The sequence below is a fragment of the Amycolatopsis sp. cg9 genome, assembly GCF_041346945.1.
In the GTDB taxonomy this organism is placed as follows: Bacteria; Actinomycetota; Actinomycetes; order Mycobacteriales; family Pseudonocardiaceae; genus Amycolatopsis.
The window spans coordinates 3966916-3985622 of sequence record NZ_CP166850.1 but is presented as its reverse complement, the minus strand read 5'-3'; the positions used below and the strand labels follow the sequence as shown (position 1 = coordinate 3985622).

The 18707-nt window shown below is 72.8% G+C and carries 18 protein-coding genes; 9 read left to right on the top strand and 9 right to left on the bottom strand.

Going from position 1 to position 18707, the window contains the following annotated elements; all coding sequences use genetic code 11:
- Positions 1-292 precede the first annotated feature (292 nt).
- The 3 genes from AB5J73_RS19240 to AB5J73_RS19230 are packed head-to-tail and all read left to right on the top strand — an operon-like array spanning position 293 to position 3098.
- Positions 293-874, top strand: a complete 582-nt coding sequence (locus tag AB5J73_RS19240; RefSeq protein WP_370971049.1) for a TetR/AcrR family transcriptional regulator — start codon at positions 293-295, stop codon at positions 872-874.
- Positions 871-2058, top strand: coding sequence for a Glu/Leu/Phe/Val dehydrogenase dimerization domain-containing protein (locus AB5J73_RS19235; protein ID WP_370971048.1), 1188 nt, complete (start codon positions 871-873; stop codon positions 2056-2058). Before AB5J73_RS19240 ends, AB5J73_RS19235 begins: the two co-directional genes overlap by 4 nt.
- A gap of 11 nt (positions 2059-2069) precedes the next feature.
- Positions 2070-3098, top strand: coding sequence for an LLM class flavin-dependent oxidoreductase (locus AB5J73_RS19230; protein ID WP_370971047.1), 1029 nt, complete (start codon positions 2070-2072; stop codon positions 3096-3098).
- Here AB5J73_RS19230 and kstD read toward each other — a convergent pair.
- The gene (kstD, locus tag AB5J73_RS19225; RefSeq protein ID WP_370971046.1) at positions 3095-4825 is read right to left on the bottom strand and encodes a 3-oxosteroid 1-dehydrogenase; all 1731 of its coding nucleotides are present in this window, start codon (positions 4823-4825) and stop codon (positions 3095-3097) included. The genes AB5J73_RS19230 and kstD overlap by 4 nt on opposite strands.
- 227 nt (positions 4826-5052) lie before the next feature.
- Between kstD and AB5J73_RS19220 the strand changes: the two genes are divergently transcribed.
- Positions 5053-5757, top strand: coding sequence for an SDR family NAD(P)-dependent oxidoreductase (locus AB5J73_RS19220; protein ID WP_370973234.1), 705 nt, complete (start codon positions 5053-5055; stop codon positions 5755-5757).
- On the opposite strand, the gene AB5J73_RS19215 is transcribed toward AB5J73_RS19220, so the two are convergent.
- Together AB5J73_RS19215 and AB5J73_RS19210 are read right to left on the bottom strand one after the other, a co-directional pair.
- Positions 5754-7034 (bottom strand): 6-phospho-beta-glucosidase, encoded by a 1281-nt coding sequence (locus AB5J73_RS19215; RefSeq protein WP_370971045.1) that lies wholly within the window; start codon positions 7032-7034, stop codon positions 5754-5756. The genes AB5J73_RS19220 and AB5J73_RS19215 overlap by 4 nt on opposite strands.
- Positions 7031-7777 carry a DeoR/GlpR family DNA-binding transcription regulator gene (locus AB5J73_RS19210; protein ID WP_370971044.1) on the bottom strand — a complete coding sequence of 249 codons (747 nt, stop codon included), beginning with the start codon at positions 7775-7777 and terminating at the stop codon, positions 7031-7033. Before AB5J73_RS19210 ends, AB5J73_RS19215 begins: the two co-directional genes overlap by 4 nt.
- Positions 7778-7897: 120 nt before the next feature.
- Between AB5J73_RS19210 and AB5J73_RS19205 the strand changes: the two genes are divergently transcribed.
- Complete coding sequence (locus AB5J73_RS19205) at positions 7898-8923, top strand: PfkB family carbohydrate kinase (RefSeq protein ID WP_370971043.1); 1026 nt, start codon at positions 7898-7900, stop codon at positions 8921-8923.
- Positions 8924-8929: 6 nt separating this feature from the next.
- Here AB5J73_RS19205 and AB5J73_RS19200 read toward each other — a convergent pair whose 3' ends face one another.
- Positions 8930-9784 (bottom strand): alpha/beta fold hydrolase, encoded by an 855-nt coding sequence (locus AB5J73_RS19200; protein ID WP_370971042.1) that lies wholly within the window; start codon positions 9782-9784, stop codon positions 8930-8932.
- A gap of 101 nt (positions 9785-9885) precedes the next feature.
- On the opposite strand from AB5J73_RS19200, the gene AB5J73_RS19195 reads away from it, so the two are divergent.
- Positions 9886-10455 carry an ABATE domain-containing protein gene (locus AB5J73_RS19195; RefSeq protein WP_370971041.1) on the top strand — a complete coding sequence of 190 codons (570 nt, stop codon included), beginning with the start codon at positions 9886-9888 and terminating at the stop codon, positions 10453-10455.
- 10 nt (positions 10456-10465) lie between these two features.
- Positions 10466-10873, top strand: coding sequence for a VOC family protein (locus AB5J73_RS19190; protein ID WP_370971040.1), 408 nt, complete (start codon positions 10466-10468; stop codon positions 10871-10873).
- Here AB5J73_RS19190 and AB5J73_RS19185 read toward each other — a convergent pair.
- From AB5J73_RS19185 to AB5J73_RS19175, 3 genes are all read right to left on the bottom strand, one after another.
- Complete coding sequence (locus AB5J73_RS19185; RefSeq protein WP_370971039.1) at positions 10870-11625, bottom strand: SDR family NAD(P)-dependent oxidoreductase; 756 nt, start codon at positions 11623-11625, stop codon at positions 10870-10872. The two genes, AB5J73_RS19190 and AB5J73_RS19185, sit on opposite strands and share 4 nt — an antisense overlap.
- A gap of 68 nt (positions 11626-11693) precedes the next feature.
- Positions 11694-12284, bottom strand: coding sequence for a GTP cyclohydrolase II (locus AB5J73_RS19180; RefSeq protein WP_370971038.1), 591 nt, complete (start codon positions 12282-12284; stop codon positions 11694-11696).
- Entirely contained in the window at positions 12281-13750 is a 1470-nt protein-coding gene (locus AB5J73_RS19175) for a PfkB family carbohydrate kinase (RefSeq protein ID WP_370971037.1), read from the bottom strand. Before AB5J73_RS19175 ends, AB5J73_RS19180 begins: the two co-directional genes overlap by 4 nt.
- Before the next feature lie 333 nt (positions 13751-14083).
- Between AB5J73_RS19175 and AB5J73_RS19170 the strand changes: the two genes are divergently transcribed.
- Both AB5J73_RS19170 and AB5J73_RS19165 read left to right on the top strand, forming a co-directional pair.
- The gene (locus tag AB5J73_RS19170) at positions 14084-15244 is read left to right on the top strand and encodes an OmpA family protein (RefSeq protein ID WP_370971036.1); all 1161 of its coding nucleotides are present in this window, start codon (positions 14084-14086) and stop codon (positions 15242-15244) included.
- Positions 15245-15264: 20 nt separating this feature from the next.
- Complete coding sequence (locus tag AB5J73_RS19165; protein WP_370971035.1) at positions 15265-16095, top strand: hypothetical protein; 831 nt, start codon at positions 15265-15267, stop codon at positions 16093-16095.
- A gap of 308 nt (positions 16096-16403) precedes the next feature.
- Here AB5J73_RS19165 and AB5J73_RS19160 read toward each other — a convergent pair whose 3' ends face one another.
- Together AB5J73_RS19160 and aspS are read right to left on the bottom strand one after the other, a co-directional pair.
- Entirely contained in the window at positions 16404-17219 is an 816-nt protein-coding gene (locus AB5J73_RS19160) for a hypothetical protein (protein WP_370971034.1), read from the bottom strand.
- A gap of 8 nt (positions 17220-17227) precedes the next feature.
- Positions 17228-18442, bottom strand: a complete 1215-nt coding sequence (gene aspS / locus AB5J73_RS19155) for an aspartate--tRNA(Asn) ligase (protein ID WP_370971033.1) — start codon at positions 18440-18442, stop codon at positions 17228-17230.
- Positions 18443-18707: the final 265 nt, after the last annotated feature.

The window sequence follows — 18707 nt, the reverse complement described above, 5'->3', positions numbered from 1 at the left end:
ACGGCTACCGTCCCGACAGCCCATGCCCGACGGCACCGGCACCCCACAGCCCGACCCACCAGCCCAACCGCTCCGGCACCCCACAGCCCGACCCACCGGTTCAACCGCTCCGGCAGCCCAACCCGTCGGCGGCCCACCCCAAGTGGGCCCGCGACCCACCAGCCACCGCCGGCCGGCAGCCCGCCAGCGGGCTCACGCGAAGCCCGCCAACGAACCAAATCCCCACCCCCAGAACGCAAACCCGCCCTTCGTCGTCTCCCCACACCCCCACCCCCTCGGTACCGTGACCCGCATGATGCGCAAGGCGGTCGCCGTCCGGCGGGAGGAGATTGTCGGGGCCGCCCTTGGGCAAATCCGCGATCGGGGGATCGCCGGTGTCCGGGCCGCCGATGTCGCCAAAGTTCTCGATGTCAGCACCGCGCTGATCTTCTACCACTTCGGCACCCTCGAAGCCCTCATCATCGAAGCCTTCCGCCAGGCAACCGAAACCGCTCTCGCCACCCTTCGCGACGAGCTGGCCCGCGGTGGTCCCGCCGATGCCCGGCTCCGAGCCGTTCTCACGCTCTACGGGCCCGCCCATTCCGGGCACAACTGGCAGCTCTGGATCGAAGCGCAAGCCGCCGCCATGCGGGACGCCGAACTGCGGGCCGTTCTGCAGCGGCTGGATCAGCGGTGGCGGGACGCCGTCGTCGCGCTGATCACCGAGGGCGTGAAAACCGGGGTCTTCCGGTGCGAAGACCCGCGAGGGGCCGCTTGGCGGCTGACCTCGCTGCTCGACGGGCTGGCCGTCCAAGTCGTCGCGAAGACGGGGTCCGTCACCGCCGCCGACTGTGTGCGGTGGGTCGAGCAGGCCGTGCGGCAGGAGCTCGGGTGACCGCGCTCCTCGAAGTGGCGTGGACCGATCCCGTCACCGGGTGCCGCGGCTACCTGGTGATCGACCGGCTCGTGCGAGGCGTCGCCAGCGGCGGGCTCCGGATGCGCCGCGGGTGCAGCCTCTTCGAAGTCCGCGGCCTCGCCCGGGGCATGACGCTCAAAGAGGGCCTCAACTACGACCCCGCCGGCCGGTACGTCCCGCTCGGCGGCGCCAAGGGCGGCATCGACTTCGACCCGTACGACGAGCGCGCCCGCGACGTCGTCGCCCGCTACCTGCACGCCATGCGCCCGCTGATCGAGCGGTACTGGACCATGGGTGAAGACCTCGGGCTGCGCCAGGACGTCATCGACGGCGTGCTCGCCGAGATCGGGCTGCTCAGCCCCGTCCAGGCCGTCTACCCGCTGCTCGAAGACCGCGAAGCGGCGACCGCCCGGCTCGCCGACGCCTTCCGGATCGAGGTCGGTGGGCTGGGGCTCGACGAGCTGGTCGGCGGCCTCGGCGTCGCGCAGGCCACGCTGACCGGGCTCGAACTGCTCGGGTACGCGGGGCCGAGCCGTGCCGTCGTGCAGGGGTTCGGGTCGATGGGCGGGGCCACCGCGCGGTTCCTCGCCGAGGCCGGGCTGCCGGTCGTCGGGGTCTCGGACGTCCACGGGGTCGTCGCCAACCCCGCCGGGCTCGACGTCGAGAACCTGCTGCGGCACCGCGACCGCTTCGGCGGGATCGACCGCGACCACCTCAGGCCCGGCGACGAGCTCCTGCCGCCGGAAGCGTGGCTGGACGTGCCGGCCGAAGTCCTCGTGCCGGCGGCGATCTCCTACTACGTCGACAGCGACAACCAGGCCAAGATCGGCGCGAAGCTCGTCGTCGAGGCCGCGAACCTGCCGGTCACCGCGGACGCCGAAGAGCTCCTCGGCGCCCGCGGCATCCCGGTGGTGCCGGACTTCGTGGCCAACTCGGCGACCAACTCCTGGTGGTGGTGGACGCTCTTCGGCGACGTCGGCGCGGACGCCGGCGAGGCGTTCGGGAAGGTCCGGGCCCGGATGCGCGAACTGGTCACCGCCGTGTTCGAGCTCGCCACCGTGGACGGCTCGAGCCTGCGCGCCGCCGCCCTGCGCCTTTCCGAGCGGAACCTCGAGGCCATCCAGGCGCGGTACGGCGAGGGAACGAATCCGGCCGCCAAGTAGTTGAGCGTTGTATGAAACTCGGCATCTACAGCTTCGGCGACCGCGCGCCGGATCCGCGGACCGGCGAGCAGCCGTCCGTCGCGGAGACGCTGGCCAACACCCTCGAGCGGATCAAGCTCGCCGACGAGCTGGGCCTCGGCTTCTACGGCCTCGGCGAACACCACCTCGACCAGTACGCGATCTCGAACCCGGGCACCGTCCTGGCCGCCGCGGCGAGCGTCACGAACCAGATCACGCTGAGCTCCGCCGTGACCGTCCTGAGCACCGAGGACCCGGTCCGCGTCTACCAGCAGTTCACCACGCTCGACCAGCTCAGCCACGGCCGCGCCGAACTGCTCGCCGGGCGCGGGTCGTTCACCGAGTCGTTCCCGCTGTTCGGCAACGACCTCGGCGACTACGACGAGCTGTTCGAAGAAAAGCTCGCGCTGCTGCTGCGCATCGACCGCGAGGACCCGCTGACCTGGTCCGGCAAGTTCCGCCCGCCGCTGGACAACGCCCGGATCCTGCCCCGCCCGTACGGCCGTCGCCTGCGCATCTCGATCGGCACCGGCGGCAACCCCGAGTCGTCGATCCGCGCCGGGCTGCTCGGCCTGCCCGTCGTGTACGCCGTGATCGGCGGGCGTCCCGAGCGCTTCGCCCCGCTCGTCGACCTCTACCGCCAGGCCGGCGAGGCCGGGGAGCACCAGCGCGAAGACCTGCACGTCACCATGGGCGCCATCGGTTTCCTCGCGCCGAACTCGCAGGACGCCAAGGAGACGTTCTACCCGTACTGGCTCGAGACGATGAAGTACGGCGCCCGCGCCCGCGGCTGGGCGGTCCCGACCCGCGCCGAGTACGACCAGTACACCGACGGCGCGCAGGCGTTGTTCGTCGGCAGCCCGCAGGAGATCGCCGAGCGGCTGATCGAGGTCGGCAAACTCACCGGCGCGGACCGCTACGCGCTGCAGATGGACTGGTCCGGCGTCCCGCACGCCGAGGTCATGAAGGCCATCGAGCTGCTCGGCACCGAGGTGCTCCCCTTGGTGGAAAAGGAGTTCTAGACGTCGCTCGCGGCGATGTAGCCGAACGTCATCGCCGGGCCGATGGTCGAGCCAGCGCCGGCGTAGCTGTGCCCCATCACCGCGGCGCTCGCGTTGCCGGCCGCGTACAGGCCGGGGATGACCGTGCCGTCCGGGCGCAGCACGCGCGCCCGGGCGTCCGTGCGCATGCCGCCCTTCGTGCCGAGGTCGCCCGGGACGATCCGCAACGCGTAGAACGGCGGCGCCCACAGCGGCGCGAGGCAGGAGTTGGGCAGCACCAGCGGGTCGGTGTAGTAGTGGTCGTACGCGCTCGCGCCGCGGTGGAAGTCACTGTCCACACCGGACCGCGCGAGCGCGTTGAACCGGTCCACAGTGGACTTCAGCGCGGCGGCGGGAACGCCGATCTTCGCGCCGAGGTCCGGGATGGTCGAGGCCTTGAACACGGCACCGGCCGCGTACCAGGAATCCGGGAACGGCAGCAGCGGCAGGATGTCGCGGAACAGGTACTTGTTCCGGTAGTTCTGGTCGACGACGAGCCACGCGGGGATGTCCGGCGCCGTCGGGTTCTTGTCGTACATGGTGTGCACGACGTCGCTGTAGGGCGCGGCTTCGTTCACGAACCGCTGCCCGGCCTGGTTCACCAGCAGCCCGCCGGGCAGGGTGCGCTCGGCCAGGCAGAAGTACGGGTCGCCGGGTACCGGGATGGCCGGGCCCCACCAGGCGTCCTCCATCAGGTCGAGCGCCGCGCCGGCGCGCTGGCCGGCCCGGATGCCGTCGCCGGTGTTCTCCTTCGCGCCGACCGTCCAATCGGTACTGATCGGCTGACGCTGGTACTGCGCCCGCATCCCGGCGTTGTGCTCGAACCCGCCCGAGCCGACGATCACGCCGCGCCGCGCCCGCACCAGCCCCTGCGGGACCAGAACCCCGGTGACCGCGCCGTTTTCGATGTTCAGGTCGACGAGCGGGGTGTTCAGCCACACCGGCACGTTCGCCGCGAGCAGCCCGGCCCGCAGCCCGGCGGCGAGCGACTGCCCCATGGTGAGCGGCTTCTGCCCGGCGAGCGCGGCGGCCGTGCCGCGGGCCAGGCAGGCGGCGGCGACCGCGGCCCCCTTGGCGTTGACCGCGGCAAGGTTGAGCCACTTGTAGTCCGCGCTGAACACGACCATCCCGGCGGGCGTCGCCAGGTAGGGCGGGTTCAGGTGCGCCAGCTCCGCGCCCAGCAGGTTGCCGTCGAACTGGTCCGGCTCGATCGAGCGGCCGTTCGGCAGGCCGCCCTGGAGCTCCGGGTAGTAGTCGCTGTAGCCGTCCATGAAGCGGAACCGCAGCGGGCTGTTCGCCAGGACGAACGCGATCATCGCGGGACCGTTGCGCAGGAAGGCTTCCTGGCGCGCGGCCGGCACGTCCGGCCCGACGACGGCGGCGAGGTACTGCGCGGCTTTCGCCGGCGTGTCCGGCACGCCGGCGGCGAGCAGCACCGGGTTGTTCGGGATCCAGATGCCGGCGCCGGACCGGGCTGCGGAGCCACCGAACGTCGGCGCCTTCTCGACCACGACGACGCTCAGCCCGCGCTTGGCCGCCGTCAGCGCGGCGGTCATGCCCGCCGCGCCGGACCCGACCACGACGACGTCGTACTCGCCCACCGGCGCCGCATTCGCCGCGGACGGCGCGGCGAGCGCGGACGTCGCCGCGAGGCCCACGCCCGCCGCGGTGCCGCGCAGGATCTGGCGGCGGGTCAGGTCGGCATCCATGGCGCACTCCTCGCTCGCGGAACGGCGAAGGTCATCGTGTCGGGACAGCCCCGAAACTGAAACAGGTTCTACCCGCTTGGAGCAGCAGTCCGGGCGCGCGTTCGGCCGGTGGCCGCAACCCGTGACGACATTCGCCGCACATCGGAGCCAAGTTGACGGCACCCTCAACTTCTGACTAACTTGAGGACAGTCTCAAGTTTCTCTCAGAGGAGGTTCCCTTGCCGAAAGTGATCGCCGTCCTGGGTGTCGGCCCCGGGCTCGGCCTGTCGATCGCCCGCCGCTTCGGCCGCGAAGGCTTCACCACGGCGCTGGTTTCCCGCACCGCCACGCGGCACGACGCGTACCGCGAGGCCCTGACCGGGATCCCCACGCACACCTACACCGCCGACGTCACCGACGAAACCCAGCTCCGCGACGTCCTCGTCCGGATCACGGCCGACGCCGGCGAGATCGACACGGTGTACTTCGGCCCGGCCGACGCGACCGCCGGCCCGGGCATCAAACCGCTCACCGAAGCCGGGCCGGACGACCTGCGCACGCCGTTCGAGAACTTCATGCTGCCGGCCGCGAACCTGGTGAAAGCGGCGCTGCCGCCGATGCTGGAACGCGGCTCGGGCGCCCTGCTGTTCGCCGGCGGCCTGAGCGGCAAGCACCCGATGCCGATGCTCGGCAGCCTCGCCCCGGCCTCGGCGGCGCTGCGGATGTACGTCCTGACGTTGCACGCGGCCCTGCGCGAGAAGGGCGTCTACGCCGGCGCGCTCACCATCGGCGGCCTCATCGAGCGCGGCGACATCCACCGCGTGTTCACCTCGCAGGACCACGGGTTCACCGCCGGGACGCTGAACCCGGACGACATCGCCGACCAGGCGTGGTCGCTGTACGTCGAGCGCGACGAGGCCGAAGCGGAGTTCAACGCGATGGCCGCGGTCTAGGCCAGGTAACCGAGTTCCGGGTGCGCGGCGGCGTAGGCGTCGAGCAGCCGCCGCGCCACGGGAACCGAGTCGATCAGCGGGTGCAGGGCGAACGCCCGCAGCGCCGCCTCGCGTGAACCCGTCGTCGCCGCTTCGATCGTCGCCCGCTCGACGGCCTTGATCGCGATCACCAGGCCCAGCGCGTGGCCGGGCAGCGGTGAAACCGCGAGCGGGCGCGCACCGTTCGCGTCGACGACGCACGGCACCTCGACGACCGCGTCCGCCGGCACGCCCGGGAGCGCGGATCCGTTGCGCACGTTGAGGATCAGGTTCGCGCGCTCGCCGTGCGCGATCGCGCGCATCAGCGCCAGCGCGACGTTCTCGTACCCGCCGCCCTCGAGGTCGTCACGCTCACCCTCGCGCGTTTCGGCCATGTACGTCGCTTCCCGTTCCAAACGGGTGCGATCCCACGACGCCAGCGATGGTTCCGCGTAGAAATCCCGTTGCTGCTCCAGGAGAAGCGCGCCGCGTGACGCAGAGCCCATTGCCTCGCGGGCGAAGTAGTAATAGTGCAGGTATTCGTTCGGCACGGCTCCCAAAGCGCGCAGCCAGGGCGCGCCGAAGAGCTTCCCCTCCTCGAACGACTCCAGCGCCCCGGTGTCGGCGAGCAGCCGCGGCAGGACGTCTTCGCCGCCGACGCGGACCGCGCGCAGCCAGCCCAGGTGGTTGAGGCCCGCGTAGTCGAACCACGCCTTCGCCGGGTCGACGCCGAGCGCCCCGGCGACGCGGCGGCACAGCCCCACCGGCGAGTCGCAGATGCCGAGCACCCGGCCGCCGAGGTGCGCGGCCATCGCTTCGGTGACCATCCCGGCCGGGTTCGTGAAGTTGATGACCCACGCGCGGGGCGCCAGTTCGCCGATCAGCCGGGCCAGCTCGACCGCGACCGGGATCGTCCGCAAGCCGTACGCGATCCCGCCCGCACCGACGGTTTCCTGGCCCAGCACGCCTTCCGCGTGCGCGAGCTGCTCGTCCAGCCGCCGCCCGCGCAGGCCGCCGACCCGGATGGCGGAGAACACGAAGTCCACATCGGACAGTGCGTCGGCGAGGTCCGTCGCCACGCGCACCCGCGGCGCACCCGCCACCCCGGCGGCCTGCTCGGCGAGGACCCGCGCGATCGCGGCGAGCCGCCCGGCGTCGACGTCGTGCAGCACCAGGTCCGTGACGCCGCCGTCGCGCAGCAGCGCGCCGTGCACCAGCGGCACGCGGAACCCGCCGCCGCCGAGGATGGCCAGCTTCACCGCAGCACCTCGACCCCGGCGTCGGCCAGCGCGGCGCAGGTCGGTTCGTCGGCCCCGGCGCTGGTGACGACCACGTCGAGCGCGTCCGGCCCGCAGACCTTCGCCAGCCCGGTCCCGGGGAACTTGCCGGCGTCGGCGAGCAGCACCACCCGGTCCGCCGCGGCGACCATCGCGCGCTTCACCGGCACCTCGACGACCGTCGAGTCCATCACGTGGCCGTCGCAGCGGACGCCGCTCGCGCCGAGGAAGACGGTGCCGGCGCGCACCTGGCGCAGCGCGTCCTCGGTCAGGAACCCCACCATCGAGTGCTGCCCGCGCCGGACGACGCCGCCGAGCAGGACGAGCTCGACGTCGTTGGCGTCCTTCAGCTCTTCGTAGACGGCGAGGCTGCTGGTGATCACGGTCAGCGGGCGGTCGCGCAGGTGCCGCGCCAGCCGGTGCGCGGTGGTGCCGACGTCGAGGAGCACGGTGTCGCCGTCGGCGACGAGCGCGGCCGCGCGCCGGGCGACGGCTTCCTTCTCGTCGGCGTGGTCGGCGGCGGGCGCGAACGGCTCGGCGTCGCCGGCCGCCGCCATCGCGCCGCCGTGGACCCGGGTCAGCCGGCCTTCGCGGTCGAGCCGCACCAGGTCGCGGCGCACGGTGGCGTGGCTGACGCCGAGCCGCTCGGCCAGCGCGCCGACCGGCGCCGGCCCCTCCGCGCGGAGGGCCCGCAGGATCAGCTCGTGGCGACGCTGGGGCAGCATCCGGCGACCATAGCAGTCAACTGTGCTCAGTTCCTGACCAAGAATGCGCAGATCTTGCGAAATCTGCGTGGTTGACGCACTCTCGTGCGCACAGTTGCGCGAACTTCCGTGGAGGCGCCCGTGCCGGCTGAGCCCGCACCCGAAACCGATGTCTTCCTGTCCGGCCTGTTGTTCTTCGACCTGGTCTTCACCGGGCTCGAACAACCACCGGCGCCGGGCACGGAGGTGTGGACGGGCGGCATGGGCTCCGGACCGGGCGGGATCGCGAACTTCGCCGTCGCGCTGAGCCGCCTCGGCCTGCGGACGTCGCTGGCGGCCGCCTTCGGCACCGACGTCTACGGGCGCTACTGCTGGGACGTCCTCGCGCGCCAGGAGCACATCGACCTGTCCCGCTCGCGGCGGTTCCCGGAGTGGCACTCCCCCGTCACGGTCTCACTCGCCTACGCCGGCGACCGCGCGATGGTCACCCACGGCCACGCGCCGCCGGTCCCGGTCGCGGAGCTGGCGGGCTCGCCGCCGCTGAGCCGCGCGACCGTCGCGCACATCGGCCTCGACACCGCGGAGTGGGTCCACACCGCGCACCAGACCGGCAGCCTGGTCTTCGCCGACGTGGGCTGGGACCCGTCCGAGGCCTGGTCGGCGGCGCTGCTCGACCAGCTCGGGTGCTGCCACGCGTTCCTGCCGAACGATGTCGAAGCGATGGCCTACACCCGCACGGACACCGCGGAAGCGGCGCTGGCGAAGCTGGCGGACCTGGTCCCGATCGCGGTGATCACCCGCGGCGGCGCGGGCGTGCTGGCGGTCGACGGCACGACGGGCGAAACGGCGGCGGTCCCGGCCCTGCCGGTGGACGTCCTCGACGCGACGGGCGCGGGCGACGTCTTCGGGGCGGGGTTCGTCGCCGCGACGCTGACGGGCTGGCCGCTGGCGGAGCGGCTCCGCTTCGCGTGCTTGACCGCGAGCCTGTCGGTCCAGCACTTCGGCGGGGCGCTCGCCGCCCCCGGCTGGCACGAGATCGCCGAGTGGCACGCGCGCACCCGCCGCCCGGACTACGGGTTCCTGGACGAAGTCCTGCCGTCGGAGACGGTGGCCGGCACCCGCCGCGGCCCGGTGACCCTCGGCTTCGGCGACGACGGCTGGCGCTGAGCGCGGTCAGCCCGCCAGCACGCGCCCGAGGAACCCGCGGATGTAGCCGGCGATGGCGTCCAGGTGTGTCTCCAGCGCGAAGTGCCCCGAGTCGAGCAGGTGGATCTCGGCGTCGGGCAGGTCGCGGGCGTAGGCGCGGGCGCCGGCGGCGACGAAGATTTCGTCGTTGGCGCCCCAGACGGCGAGCAGCGGCACGCGGCTGCTCCGGAAGTACTCGTGGAACTTCGGGTAGAGGCCGATGTTGTGGTGGTAGTCCGCGAGCAGCGCCTGCTGGATCCGCGCGGCACCGGGCCGGTCGAGCAGGGCCTGGTCGTGGATCCAGACGTCCGGGCTGACCAGCGACGGGTCGGGCACGCCGTCGAGGTACTGCGCCTTGGTGGCTTCCAGGGTGACCATCGCGCGCAGGTCGTCCTCGGTCAGCGTGCCGGCGGCGAGCTTCTGCGGCAGCCCGGCGCCGAGCCCTTCGACGTAGGCGTTGCCGTTCTGCGTGACGATCGCCGTGACCCGATCCGGGTTGGCGGCCGCGATGCGCAGGCCGACCGGCGAGCCGAAGTCCTGGATGTAGAGCGCGAACCGGGTCAGGCCGATCTCGTCGAGCAGGCCGAGCGTGAGGTCGGCGAGCGCGTCGAAGGTGTAGGCGAACTCGGCCACGTCGGGGGCGTCGGACGCGCCGGCGCCCAGGTAGTCGGGCGCGACGACGTGGTAGCGGTCGGCCAGCGCCGGGATGAGGTGCCGGAACATGTGCGAACTCGTCGGGAACCCGTGGAGCAGCACGATCGTGGGTGCGTCCGCGGGCCCGGCCTCCCGGTAGAAGAGCCGGTGCCCGGCGACGGTGGCGTGGCGGTGGTGCACGGTGACCATCGGTTCCTCCTGCGTCTCATGGTTACTTTTTTATTTATCCATGAGACAGGTAGGCTGTCAACGGGCCGGGGAAAACCGGGCACCGGATTCGGGAGGCGGATGTGGTCACTGCGGCACCCGGCGAGGACCGCTCGCCCGCGCTGGCGCTGGTCAACACCCGGCGGTCGAGCGCGAACGGCGACGTCGACGACCTCGCCGAACCGCACGGCGCCGCGGCCTGGCTGCGCCGGCGCGAACTGGCGGCGGCACCACTGGGGCCGGCCGACGTGGCGCGCCTCGCCGAACTGCGCGGCGCCGTCCGCGAGCTGCTGGCCGCGCTGGCGGACGACCGCGTCCCGGACGCCGCCGCCGTGGCGGTGGTGAACGCGGCCGCCCGCGCCGACGCCGCCGCACCCCAGCTCGTCTGGCGGGGCGGCCCGCTGCGCGAGTGGCGCAGCACCCGGCCGGGCACCGTCGACGAGGCGGTCGCGGCGCTGGCTCGCGACGCGATCGACGTCGTCGGCGGCGACCTCGGCCGGCTGGTCCGCCCGTGCGAGGCCCACGGCTGCGTCCGCTTCTTCTTCCGGGAGCACGCCCGCCGCCGCTGGTGCTCCACGACCTGCGGTGACCGGGTCCGCGCGGCCCGTCACCAGCGCCTCGTGGTCGAGCAGCGCGGGGCTTCGGCCGAGTAGCGTCTCCCCCATGGAATGGACGCTCGAAGTGGTCGTGGTGCCGGTGTCCGACATCGACCGCGCCAAAGCCTTCTACGCCGATCAGCTCGGGTTCACCCTCGACCACGACGTGGCGCCCGCGGACGGCGTCCGGATCGTCCAGCTGACCCCACCGGGCTCGGGCTGCTCGGTGGTGATCGGCAAGGGCGCGGTGCCGGACATGCCGCCGGGGTCGCTGAAGGGCCTGCAGCTCGTCGTCAAGGACCTCCCGAAGGCGCACGCGGAACTGCTGGAACGCGGGGTCGACGCGGGCGAGATCCAGGTCATCGGCGCGGGTCCCTGGGACGGGAAGGCCGACCTGGACAACGTGGGCTTCGTCTTCTTCACCGACCCGGACGGCAACGCCTGGGCGGTCCAGCAGATCTCGTCCCGCCGCTAGTCCACCAAGGCACCGCAGCTGACGTTGACCGTGGCCGCCGTCATCGTGCGGGCGCGGTCGGACGCGACGAACGCCGCCACCGCGCCGACGTCCGCCAAGGTGGCCGCGCGGCCGAGCATCGTCTTGCCGACGATGTTCGCCTCGATCGCGTCGCGGCCCGGGAAGCCGGCCGGGAGCACCTCCGTGATGCCGCCCGTCCGCAGCGTCACCGTCCGGATCCCGTGCGGCCCCAGCTCGGCGGCGAGCTGGCGGCGCATCGCCTCGAGCGCGTGGAAGGCCACCTGCAGCCCGCCGACGGCGAACTCGCGCATCGGCTCCCCCGCCCCGCCGAACAGCAGGATGGCGCCGGACCGCTGCCCGATCATGTGCCGGGCCGCCGCGCGGGCGGTCAGGAACTGGGTGCGCACGGCGGTCAGCACCGGCCGTTCGTAGTCCGCTAGCGCCATGTCGGCCAACGGCGTGCCCTGGACGTCGCCGTGCGAGATGAGGTTGAACGACACGTGCAGCCCACCCCGCGCGGCGACGGCGTCGGCGTGCTCGTCGACGGCCCGCTCGTCGAGGGCGTCGACTTCGGCGGTCTCGGCCGCACCACCGGCGGCCCGGATCCGCCCGGCCACCTCGTCCAGCCGGGACAGCGTCCGGCCGGCGAGGAAAACGGTGGCCCCTTCCTCGGCGAACGCGGCGGCGACGGCCGAGCCGATCCGGCCGCCGGCGCCGTAGACGACGGCGTTCTTGCCTGCGAGCAGCGTCATGGATCCTCCTGGTTCCGGGTGCGTACACCGGTGCGTCGAACGAGCGCACCCGGAATCGACAGGGAGGCTCAGGCGGGCCGCGGGAGGATCGCGTGCCCGTGCACTTCCTTGGCCGCCAGGTACCGCACCGTCTCGCGGCTCGGGTCCGGCTGCACCAGCTGGCGCATCTCCGCCTGGATGCCCGCCGCCTCGAGCGCCGAGATCTTGGCGGGGTTGTTGGTCAGCAGCTGCACCGAAGTGAGATCGAACTGCGCGAGCAGGGCCGCGGCGTCCTCGTAAGACCGGCTGTCGGCCTTGTAGCCGAGTGCCGCGTAGCTCGCGAAGGTGTCCAGGCCCTGCTTCTGCGACAGCTCGTAGCCCTCCGCTTTCGCGAACAAGCCGGCGCCGCGGCCTTCCTGGTCGAGGTACACCAGCACGCCCGAGCCGTGCTTCCGGATGATGCGGAGGGATTCCTGCAGCTGCCACCGGCAGTCGCAGTTCGTCGACTCGAAGATTTCGCCGTAGAGGCACCGGGAGTGGATGCGGACGGGGCAGCCGTTCGACGGCGTGCCGTACACCGCCGCGCTCGGCGGGTTCATCCACCCGGGCCCGCCGTCGAGGACGATCGCGCGGAACGCCCCCTCCGCTCCCTCCAGCTGGTGCACCACTGATCCGGTCACGGTGTCTCCATGGTCTGTTCGGTCTCGAGGGTTCGCTCGACCTCCTCGAGACCCGGCATCGAGTCGGCGATCTCGTCGAGGGTCGGGTTCGTCGCCATCGCCGCGATCGCCCAGTGCAGGGCTTCCTCGCGGCTCCGGCCGGCACCCTCTTGAATGAGTTTTTGGATCAGCGCCGCGGAAAAAGCTTCGCGCACGCCTGGAGCGTCGTCGAGCGGGACCGGCGGGCCCTCGATGTCGCGGGAGATCACGCTCGAGCGGATACTACAACCAAAGTTCTCGACAACACAGACCGCGCCCACCCCGAGGGCGAGCAGCGAGCGGGCCAGCTCGTCGATCGTTTGTGGACTGTCCGGATCGGACAGCAGCCGGCGCAGCTCGCCTTCGCGGCCGACGAGGTAGTCGACCCCGCGCAGGAGCCGGTAGAGCTGCTGCGGAGCGGTGCGGGGCGGCGAAGCCTGCAACAGCACCAGGGGTTTCCGCGCCTGCGCGGCCGAGGCCGACAGCGCCCACTTGATCGTGTCCATCGGCGGTTCGAGGGTGACCAGCACGGCGTCCGCCTCGGCCATCGCGTCCCGGACACGCGACGCGCGAAGGTCCTCTCTGGACAGCGAAACTTCGTCCTTGTTCATCCAGCCGAGGTACCGGGTCTCGCCGGTCTGGCTCACGAGCACCAGGGCACGCGGGTTGGCGACGCCGGGGGTTTCCTTGACCAGCGCGGTCGACAGGCCTTCCTTGCGCATGAACTGCAGCAGGTCCCGGGCCTGGGAGTCGCCGCCGATCGCGGTGACGAGCCGCGCGTCGAGGCCGAGGCGGCGACCGGCAACCGCGAGGAGGAGGCCCTTCCCGCCCGGGTGCACGTCGAACGACTGCGCCTGGACGGCCTCGCCGACGTCGGGCAGCTCGTCGGAAACCACGACGTGGTCGGTCACGGCGCTGCCGACCACCACGACGGCACCCACGGTGTCGCCGGCGGGCTCGGCCACCACGGGCTCGACGTCGTGGACGCAGCGTTCGGCCAGCACGCCCAGCGTCCGGGTCTCGATCGAGCCGCGGAGGCTGCGGACCGTCGGCGGCGGGTACTCGCTCGAGACGCCGACCAGCGCGTGCAGGGCGTCCCACCCCTCCGCCAGCGCGCGGCGGCGCTCGCCGAGGTCGTCGGCGTAGAGGCGCTCGACCTCGGGGTGCGTGCCCACGCGCGCGCGGAGGACACCGAGGGCCAGCGCGGCGTCCGCGATCAGGAGGTCGGCCGGGTCGAGCGCGGCGACGGCCGCGGTCACGACGTGGACGATCGCTTCGCCCTCGGACGCGCCGGTCTCCCGGACGCGGCGGCGGACGGCGGGCAGCTCGGCGAGCAGGCGGACGTCGACCTCGGTGGCGTCGAGGCGCTCGACAGTGAGCCCGCTGCGCGTCCTCAGCTTGAGGAAGACGCTCCGGACGCCCTCGACGGTGGCGTCGTATCTCGCCATCGCCTCAGCCTACCCCTCGGATGTCACTTGCCCTTCTCCGCATGGCACTTGCGCGTCGCGATCCCGCCACCCGTCGCAACGGGGCCGCGAAGTTGCTCCATTCGGCCCGTTTGACTCCGGCGTTCAGCGCTCTCTGATCACACAAAGGGCGTCGACCAGGGACCGCTTCCACTTGTCATCGCATTGTCAATTGACATTGTTACAGGGCAAATGCCAACCTGAGTTTGCGTCATCGACCGTCGGGAGGTCGTCATGCAGCTCAAGAACACCCCGCTCAGCCTGCGGAAGGCGACATCGCGGCCGGTACGTGTCACTCGGACGGCATTTGCCGGGATGATGGTCCTCGGCGCCGTCGTGGGCGGCTGCGCGGTGCCCGCGCGGAACATCGTCCCCACCGGTGGGGACCGGGTGGTCGTGGTCGTCAGCGGGACGGCGAACGAGCCGCGGGCCGCCGTCACCGATGCCGTTCTCGCCGTGCTGCGCGACGCCGCGAACAGCGGGAACGTCTCGCAGCAGGGCTCGGGCAAGAGCAGCGTCGTGCTGATCTCGGCCGCGGACGGCGGGGACCGGCGCTCGGTCGTGCTCACTCCGCGGCGGGCCGACGGTTCCCTGGAACACGGCCTTTCCCGGCCGTCGCTGATCGACCGGAACGTGGCGAGCGCCGTCGACGCGATCGGTGCCACGGTGGCGCGCAAGAGCGGGCTCGACCTGCTCGCCGGCATCGCCGACGCCGTCCGCGGCGTGCCCGCCGGGACCCTGGTCGTGGACAGCAGCGGCCTGAGCACCGGCGGGGCCTTCGACCTTCGGCAGGTCGGCTGGGCGGCGGACCCGGCGGCCGTCGCCGGGCAGCTGACCGCGGCCCGGCAATTGCCGCGGCTGGACGGCTGGCACGTCGTCTTCGCCGGGCTCGGGTCGGTCGCCGGGCCGCAGCCGCCGCTGCCCGCGCCGGCGCGCGACCGGCTGGGCGCGTACTGGCAGGCGATCTGCCGGGCGGCCGGGGCGGCCGCCTGCGACGTCGACCAGAGCCGGGTGCCGGCCGAGCCGTCGCGGGCCACCGCGGCGACGCCGGTCGTGCCCGTGCCGGGGGTGACGTCGGTGACCGGCCCGCGGGGCGAGGTCACCACCACGGTTTCGGACGCCGCGCTCGGCTTCGCCGGGGACTCCGCGGTGCTCTCCGAATCCGCCAGCGACCTGCTGCGGTCGCTGGCGGGCAGCATCACGGCCGGCCGGTCGAACGCGCCGGTCACCGTCCGCGGCTTCGCGGCCGACCCGCCCGGGTCGACCGACGCGGGGCGGCGGGAACTGGCGGAACAACGAGCGCGTGCCGTCGCCGGCGCGCTCACCGGGGCCGGCGTGACCCAGCGGGTCGACGCCACCGGCACCGGCACCGAACCCGGGGTCACCGCGATGACCGGCGGGCGGTTCGACGAAGCGGCGGCGGCCCGGATGAGGCGGGTGGAGATCACGTACCAGGGCACCGGCCCGAGTTCGTAGCCAGACCAGGAGGCACGGCCATGACCAGCACCGACCAGACGAGAAACCTGCCACTGCCCCAGCCGCGGCCGCGCGCCGAGGCGCCCGCCGGCGATCTGCTCCTCGCGCGCGTGCAGGAGCTGACCTACCGCTCCACCCGCGCGATGGACGGCCACGTCGTGGGCCCGCACGGCCAGAACCTGACCGTCGGCGAGGCGCAGGCCCGCGCCGAGCTGATCGACCGGCTGATCGAGCTGGAGCAGCTGCGCGGCAGCCTGCGCCACCGCCGCGTCGGCCGCGTGACGCGAGTGCTGACGCTGCTCACGGTGACGGTGGTCGACCTGCCGATCATGTTGTGGCTGGCCAGTTCCGTGTTCAACGTCGACTGGAGCGACCCGCTCGGCCTGCCGCTGGCGATCAGCATCGTGATCTCGGTGCTGGCCACCGGCGGCGCGGCGACGGCGTTGCACCACCTAGGCCACAACCAGCGCCAGCACAAGAACGCCAAGCGGCAGCTGGACTGGCCGAAGCTGTCGGCGGGGTCGAAGCTCAGCCTGGTCACGGTGGGGCTGCTGGTCGGGCTGATGGGCGTGGTGATGTTCGTCCGGGTGTACACGGAGGGCGTGCTGTCCGGCATGAACGACCTCGCCGTGCTGATGGCGGTGCTGGTCGCCCTGGTGATGGTGGTGTCGGCGACGCTCGTGTTCTGGACGGCCTTCCGCGACGGCTCCCTGGAGCAGGACGACCTGCGCCACTACAGCGACAGCGTGCGGCCGTTCCTCGCGGCGAAGCGCGAGTACGAGGACCAGGCCCACGAGCTGAGCTGCCAGTACGACCTCCTGCGGCGCCAGGCGAGCCGCGCGGAGGAATGACCTCGGGGGAACCCGGGGACCCGGGCCGGCGGGAAGGGGCTGCCCGCCGGCCCGGGTGACGTCGAAAGCCAGGCCCGTGGCCGCCGCCGGGGGTCGCGAATGACTCATTCGCGGCCTCCGTGGTCCCGAATGACTCATTCGCGGCCTCCGTGGTCCCGAATGACTCATTCGCGGCCTCCGTGGTCCCGAATGACTCATTCGCGGCCTCCGTGGTCCCGAATGACTCATTCGCGACACCGCCGCGGCCATGCGCGCGACTTCGCCGGGCCAGTCGCTGCGGCAGGCGCGGGTCCGCCCCGCGGCCCGCCTCAAGGCCGGGGCACGCCCATCGGGTTCGGCACCGGGACCAAGCCGCGATCGATCACCGCTCGGCTCAAGGGGACCGCCAGCTCCAGCACCCGTTCGAAGTCATCACCCAGCTCCGACACCGGCGCCGCGGCCAGCCGATCCGTGTCGGCCTCGACACGGCGGCGCAGGTCCCGGCCCGCCTCGGTCAGCCGGCCCGCCGCGTCGAGCACCCCGCGGGACCGCAGGCGGTCCGCTGCCGCGTCCCACTGCTCGTCCGACCAGCCCCGGTGGGGCTGGACGTCCGCCCGGCCGATCACGTCGTCGCCGATGTGGGTGAGTGTCGTCTCCAGGCCGCTCAAGCCCGCGTGGACCGCCGCCAGGACGTGGCCGTCGCCGCGGTGCTCGCGCAGGATCGTCGCCGCCAGCCACAGCGCGGCCGCCGGGTCCGCGGGCTTCGGGACCGCCGCCCACGCCGCCGCCAGCGGGCGGCCGCCGAAATCGCACGCGCCGACCGCGCGCCACAGCAGTGAGGCCAGTTCCGGCACCGCGGGCACCGCCGCCGACACCGCCTCGATCCGGGACTCGAGAACGGCCGCGGGTGCGGCGAACGACCACGCGTCCGGCAGGGCCCGCGCCACCATCGCCGGGGCGAAGCCGAACAGCACCGCGGCCGCCGGCTCCGGGCCGATCGGGCCCAGTGGCGCCAGCCGGCCCGCGAAGTAGCCCATCCAGTAGCCCCGCAGCCCCACCGCCTTGGCCGCCGCCGCGGTCTCGGGCGCGAAGTAGACGACGGCGTGCAACGGTTCGACGGCCGCCCAGAGCCGGCGTGCGGTCATGCTGCTCCTCACGGGGTCAGCCGGTGCAGGTCGCGCGGGAACAGCGTGACCTCCCGGACGTTCGCGGCACCGAACAGGCGCGCGGTCCAGCGTTCCAGACCGATCGCGAAGCCGCCGTGGGGCGGCATCCCGTGCGCGAACGCCTGCAGGTAGTCGGCATACGCGGGCGCGTCGTCCCCGAGCACCGCGAGGTAGTCGGCGTGCCGGTGCAGGCGCTGGCCGCCGGTCACCAGTTCCAGGCCGCGGAAGAGCAGGTCGAAGCTGTTCGAGTAGCCGGGCCGCGCCGGGTCCGGGTGCGTGTAGAACGGCCGTTTCGCCATCGGGTAGCCGGTGACGAACAGGAATTCCGAGCCGTGCTCCCGCACCGCCCATTCGGACAACGCGCGCTCGTGCGCGGGCGCGAGGTCCGGCTCGCCGGCCGGGACGCCCAAGAAGTCCAGCGCCTCGGCGAAGTGGATCTCCGGGATTTCCACGGGGACCGTGACGAGGTCGCCCGCCATCCCCGCGAGCACCTCCCGCAGCACCGCCATGACGTCGCGGTGGTCGGAGATGAAGCCCAGCTCGACGTCGAGGCTGGTGTACTGCGCGAGGTGCCGGGCGGTGTCGTGCGGTTCGGCGCGGAACACCGGCCCGACCTCGTACACCCGCTCGAACACGCCGACGAGCGCCTGCTTGAAGAACTGCGGCGACTGCGCGAGGTAGGCGGGCCGGCCGAAGTAGTCGATGCCGAAGACGTTCGCGCCGGATTCGGTCGCCGACGCCACGATCTTCGGCGTGTGCACCTCGGTGAACCCCAGAGCGTCCAATGTGGACCGAAACCCGCGCACGGCGGCGGCGGACGCGGCGAAGCGCGCTTTCAGCGCCGGGTGCCGCAACGCGACCGGCGAGTGGTCGAGGATCGTCGGGAGCGAAGCCGTGACCACCGGCCGGTAGAGGTCGAACGGCGGCGGCTCCCCGGCTTCCCCCAGCGTGTGGAGCTCCGGCGAGGTCAGCTCGACGCCGCCGGGCGCGCGCGGGTTCGCCGTCACGGTGGCGTGCACCTCCACCACGGTTTCCTCCGGTGGCGCGGCACCCCGCAGGACGACTTGCGCGGTCCCGGAACGGTCGCGGACCACGACGAACGTGACGGACTTCAGCCGGCGCCGCCGGTGCACCCACCCGGCGACGCGGACGCGGTCGCCGACGTGCCGCGGCAGTTCGGCGGTCAAAACACGAGTACTCATCACCCTCCCAACGCGGACCCCTTGGGAGCGCGGGCGAGAAGGGAACTCGCGGTGCCACCGCACTTTCACCGCCGGGCGGCGGCCTCGTCGCGGCCCGGTGACGGGGGCCGGCCGGCGGGGCATGAGGCGCGCGGGCGCCGTTCCTCCCCGCACTCCGGAGGGTCTTCACCCCGGGACACGGGACCGCCTTCCCAGCTGCCGGCGGCTCTCTGGACCCGTGCGCTCCCGGGGCTACTCGGCTCCATCAGCGCGTTGCCGGAAACGG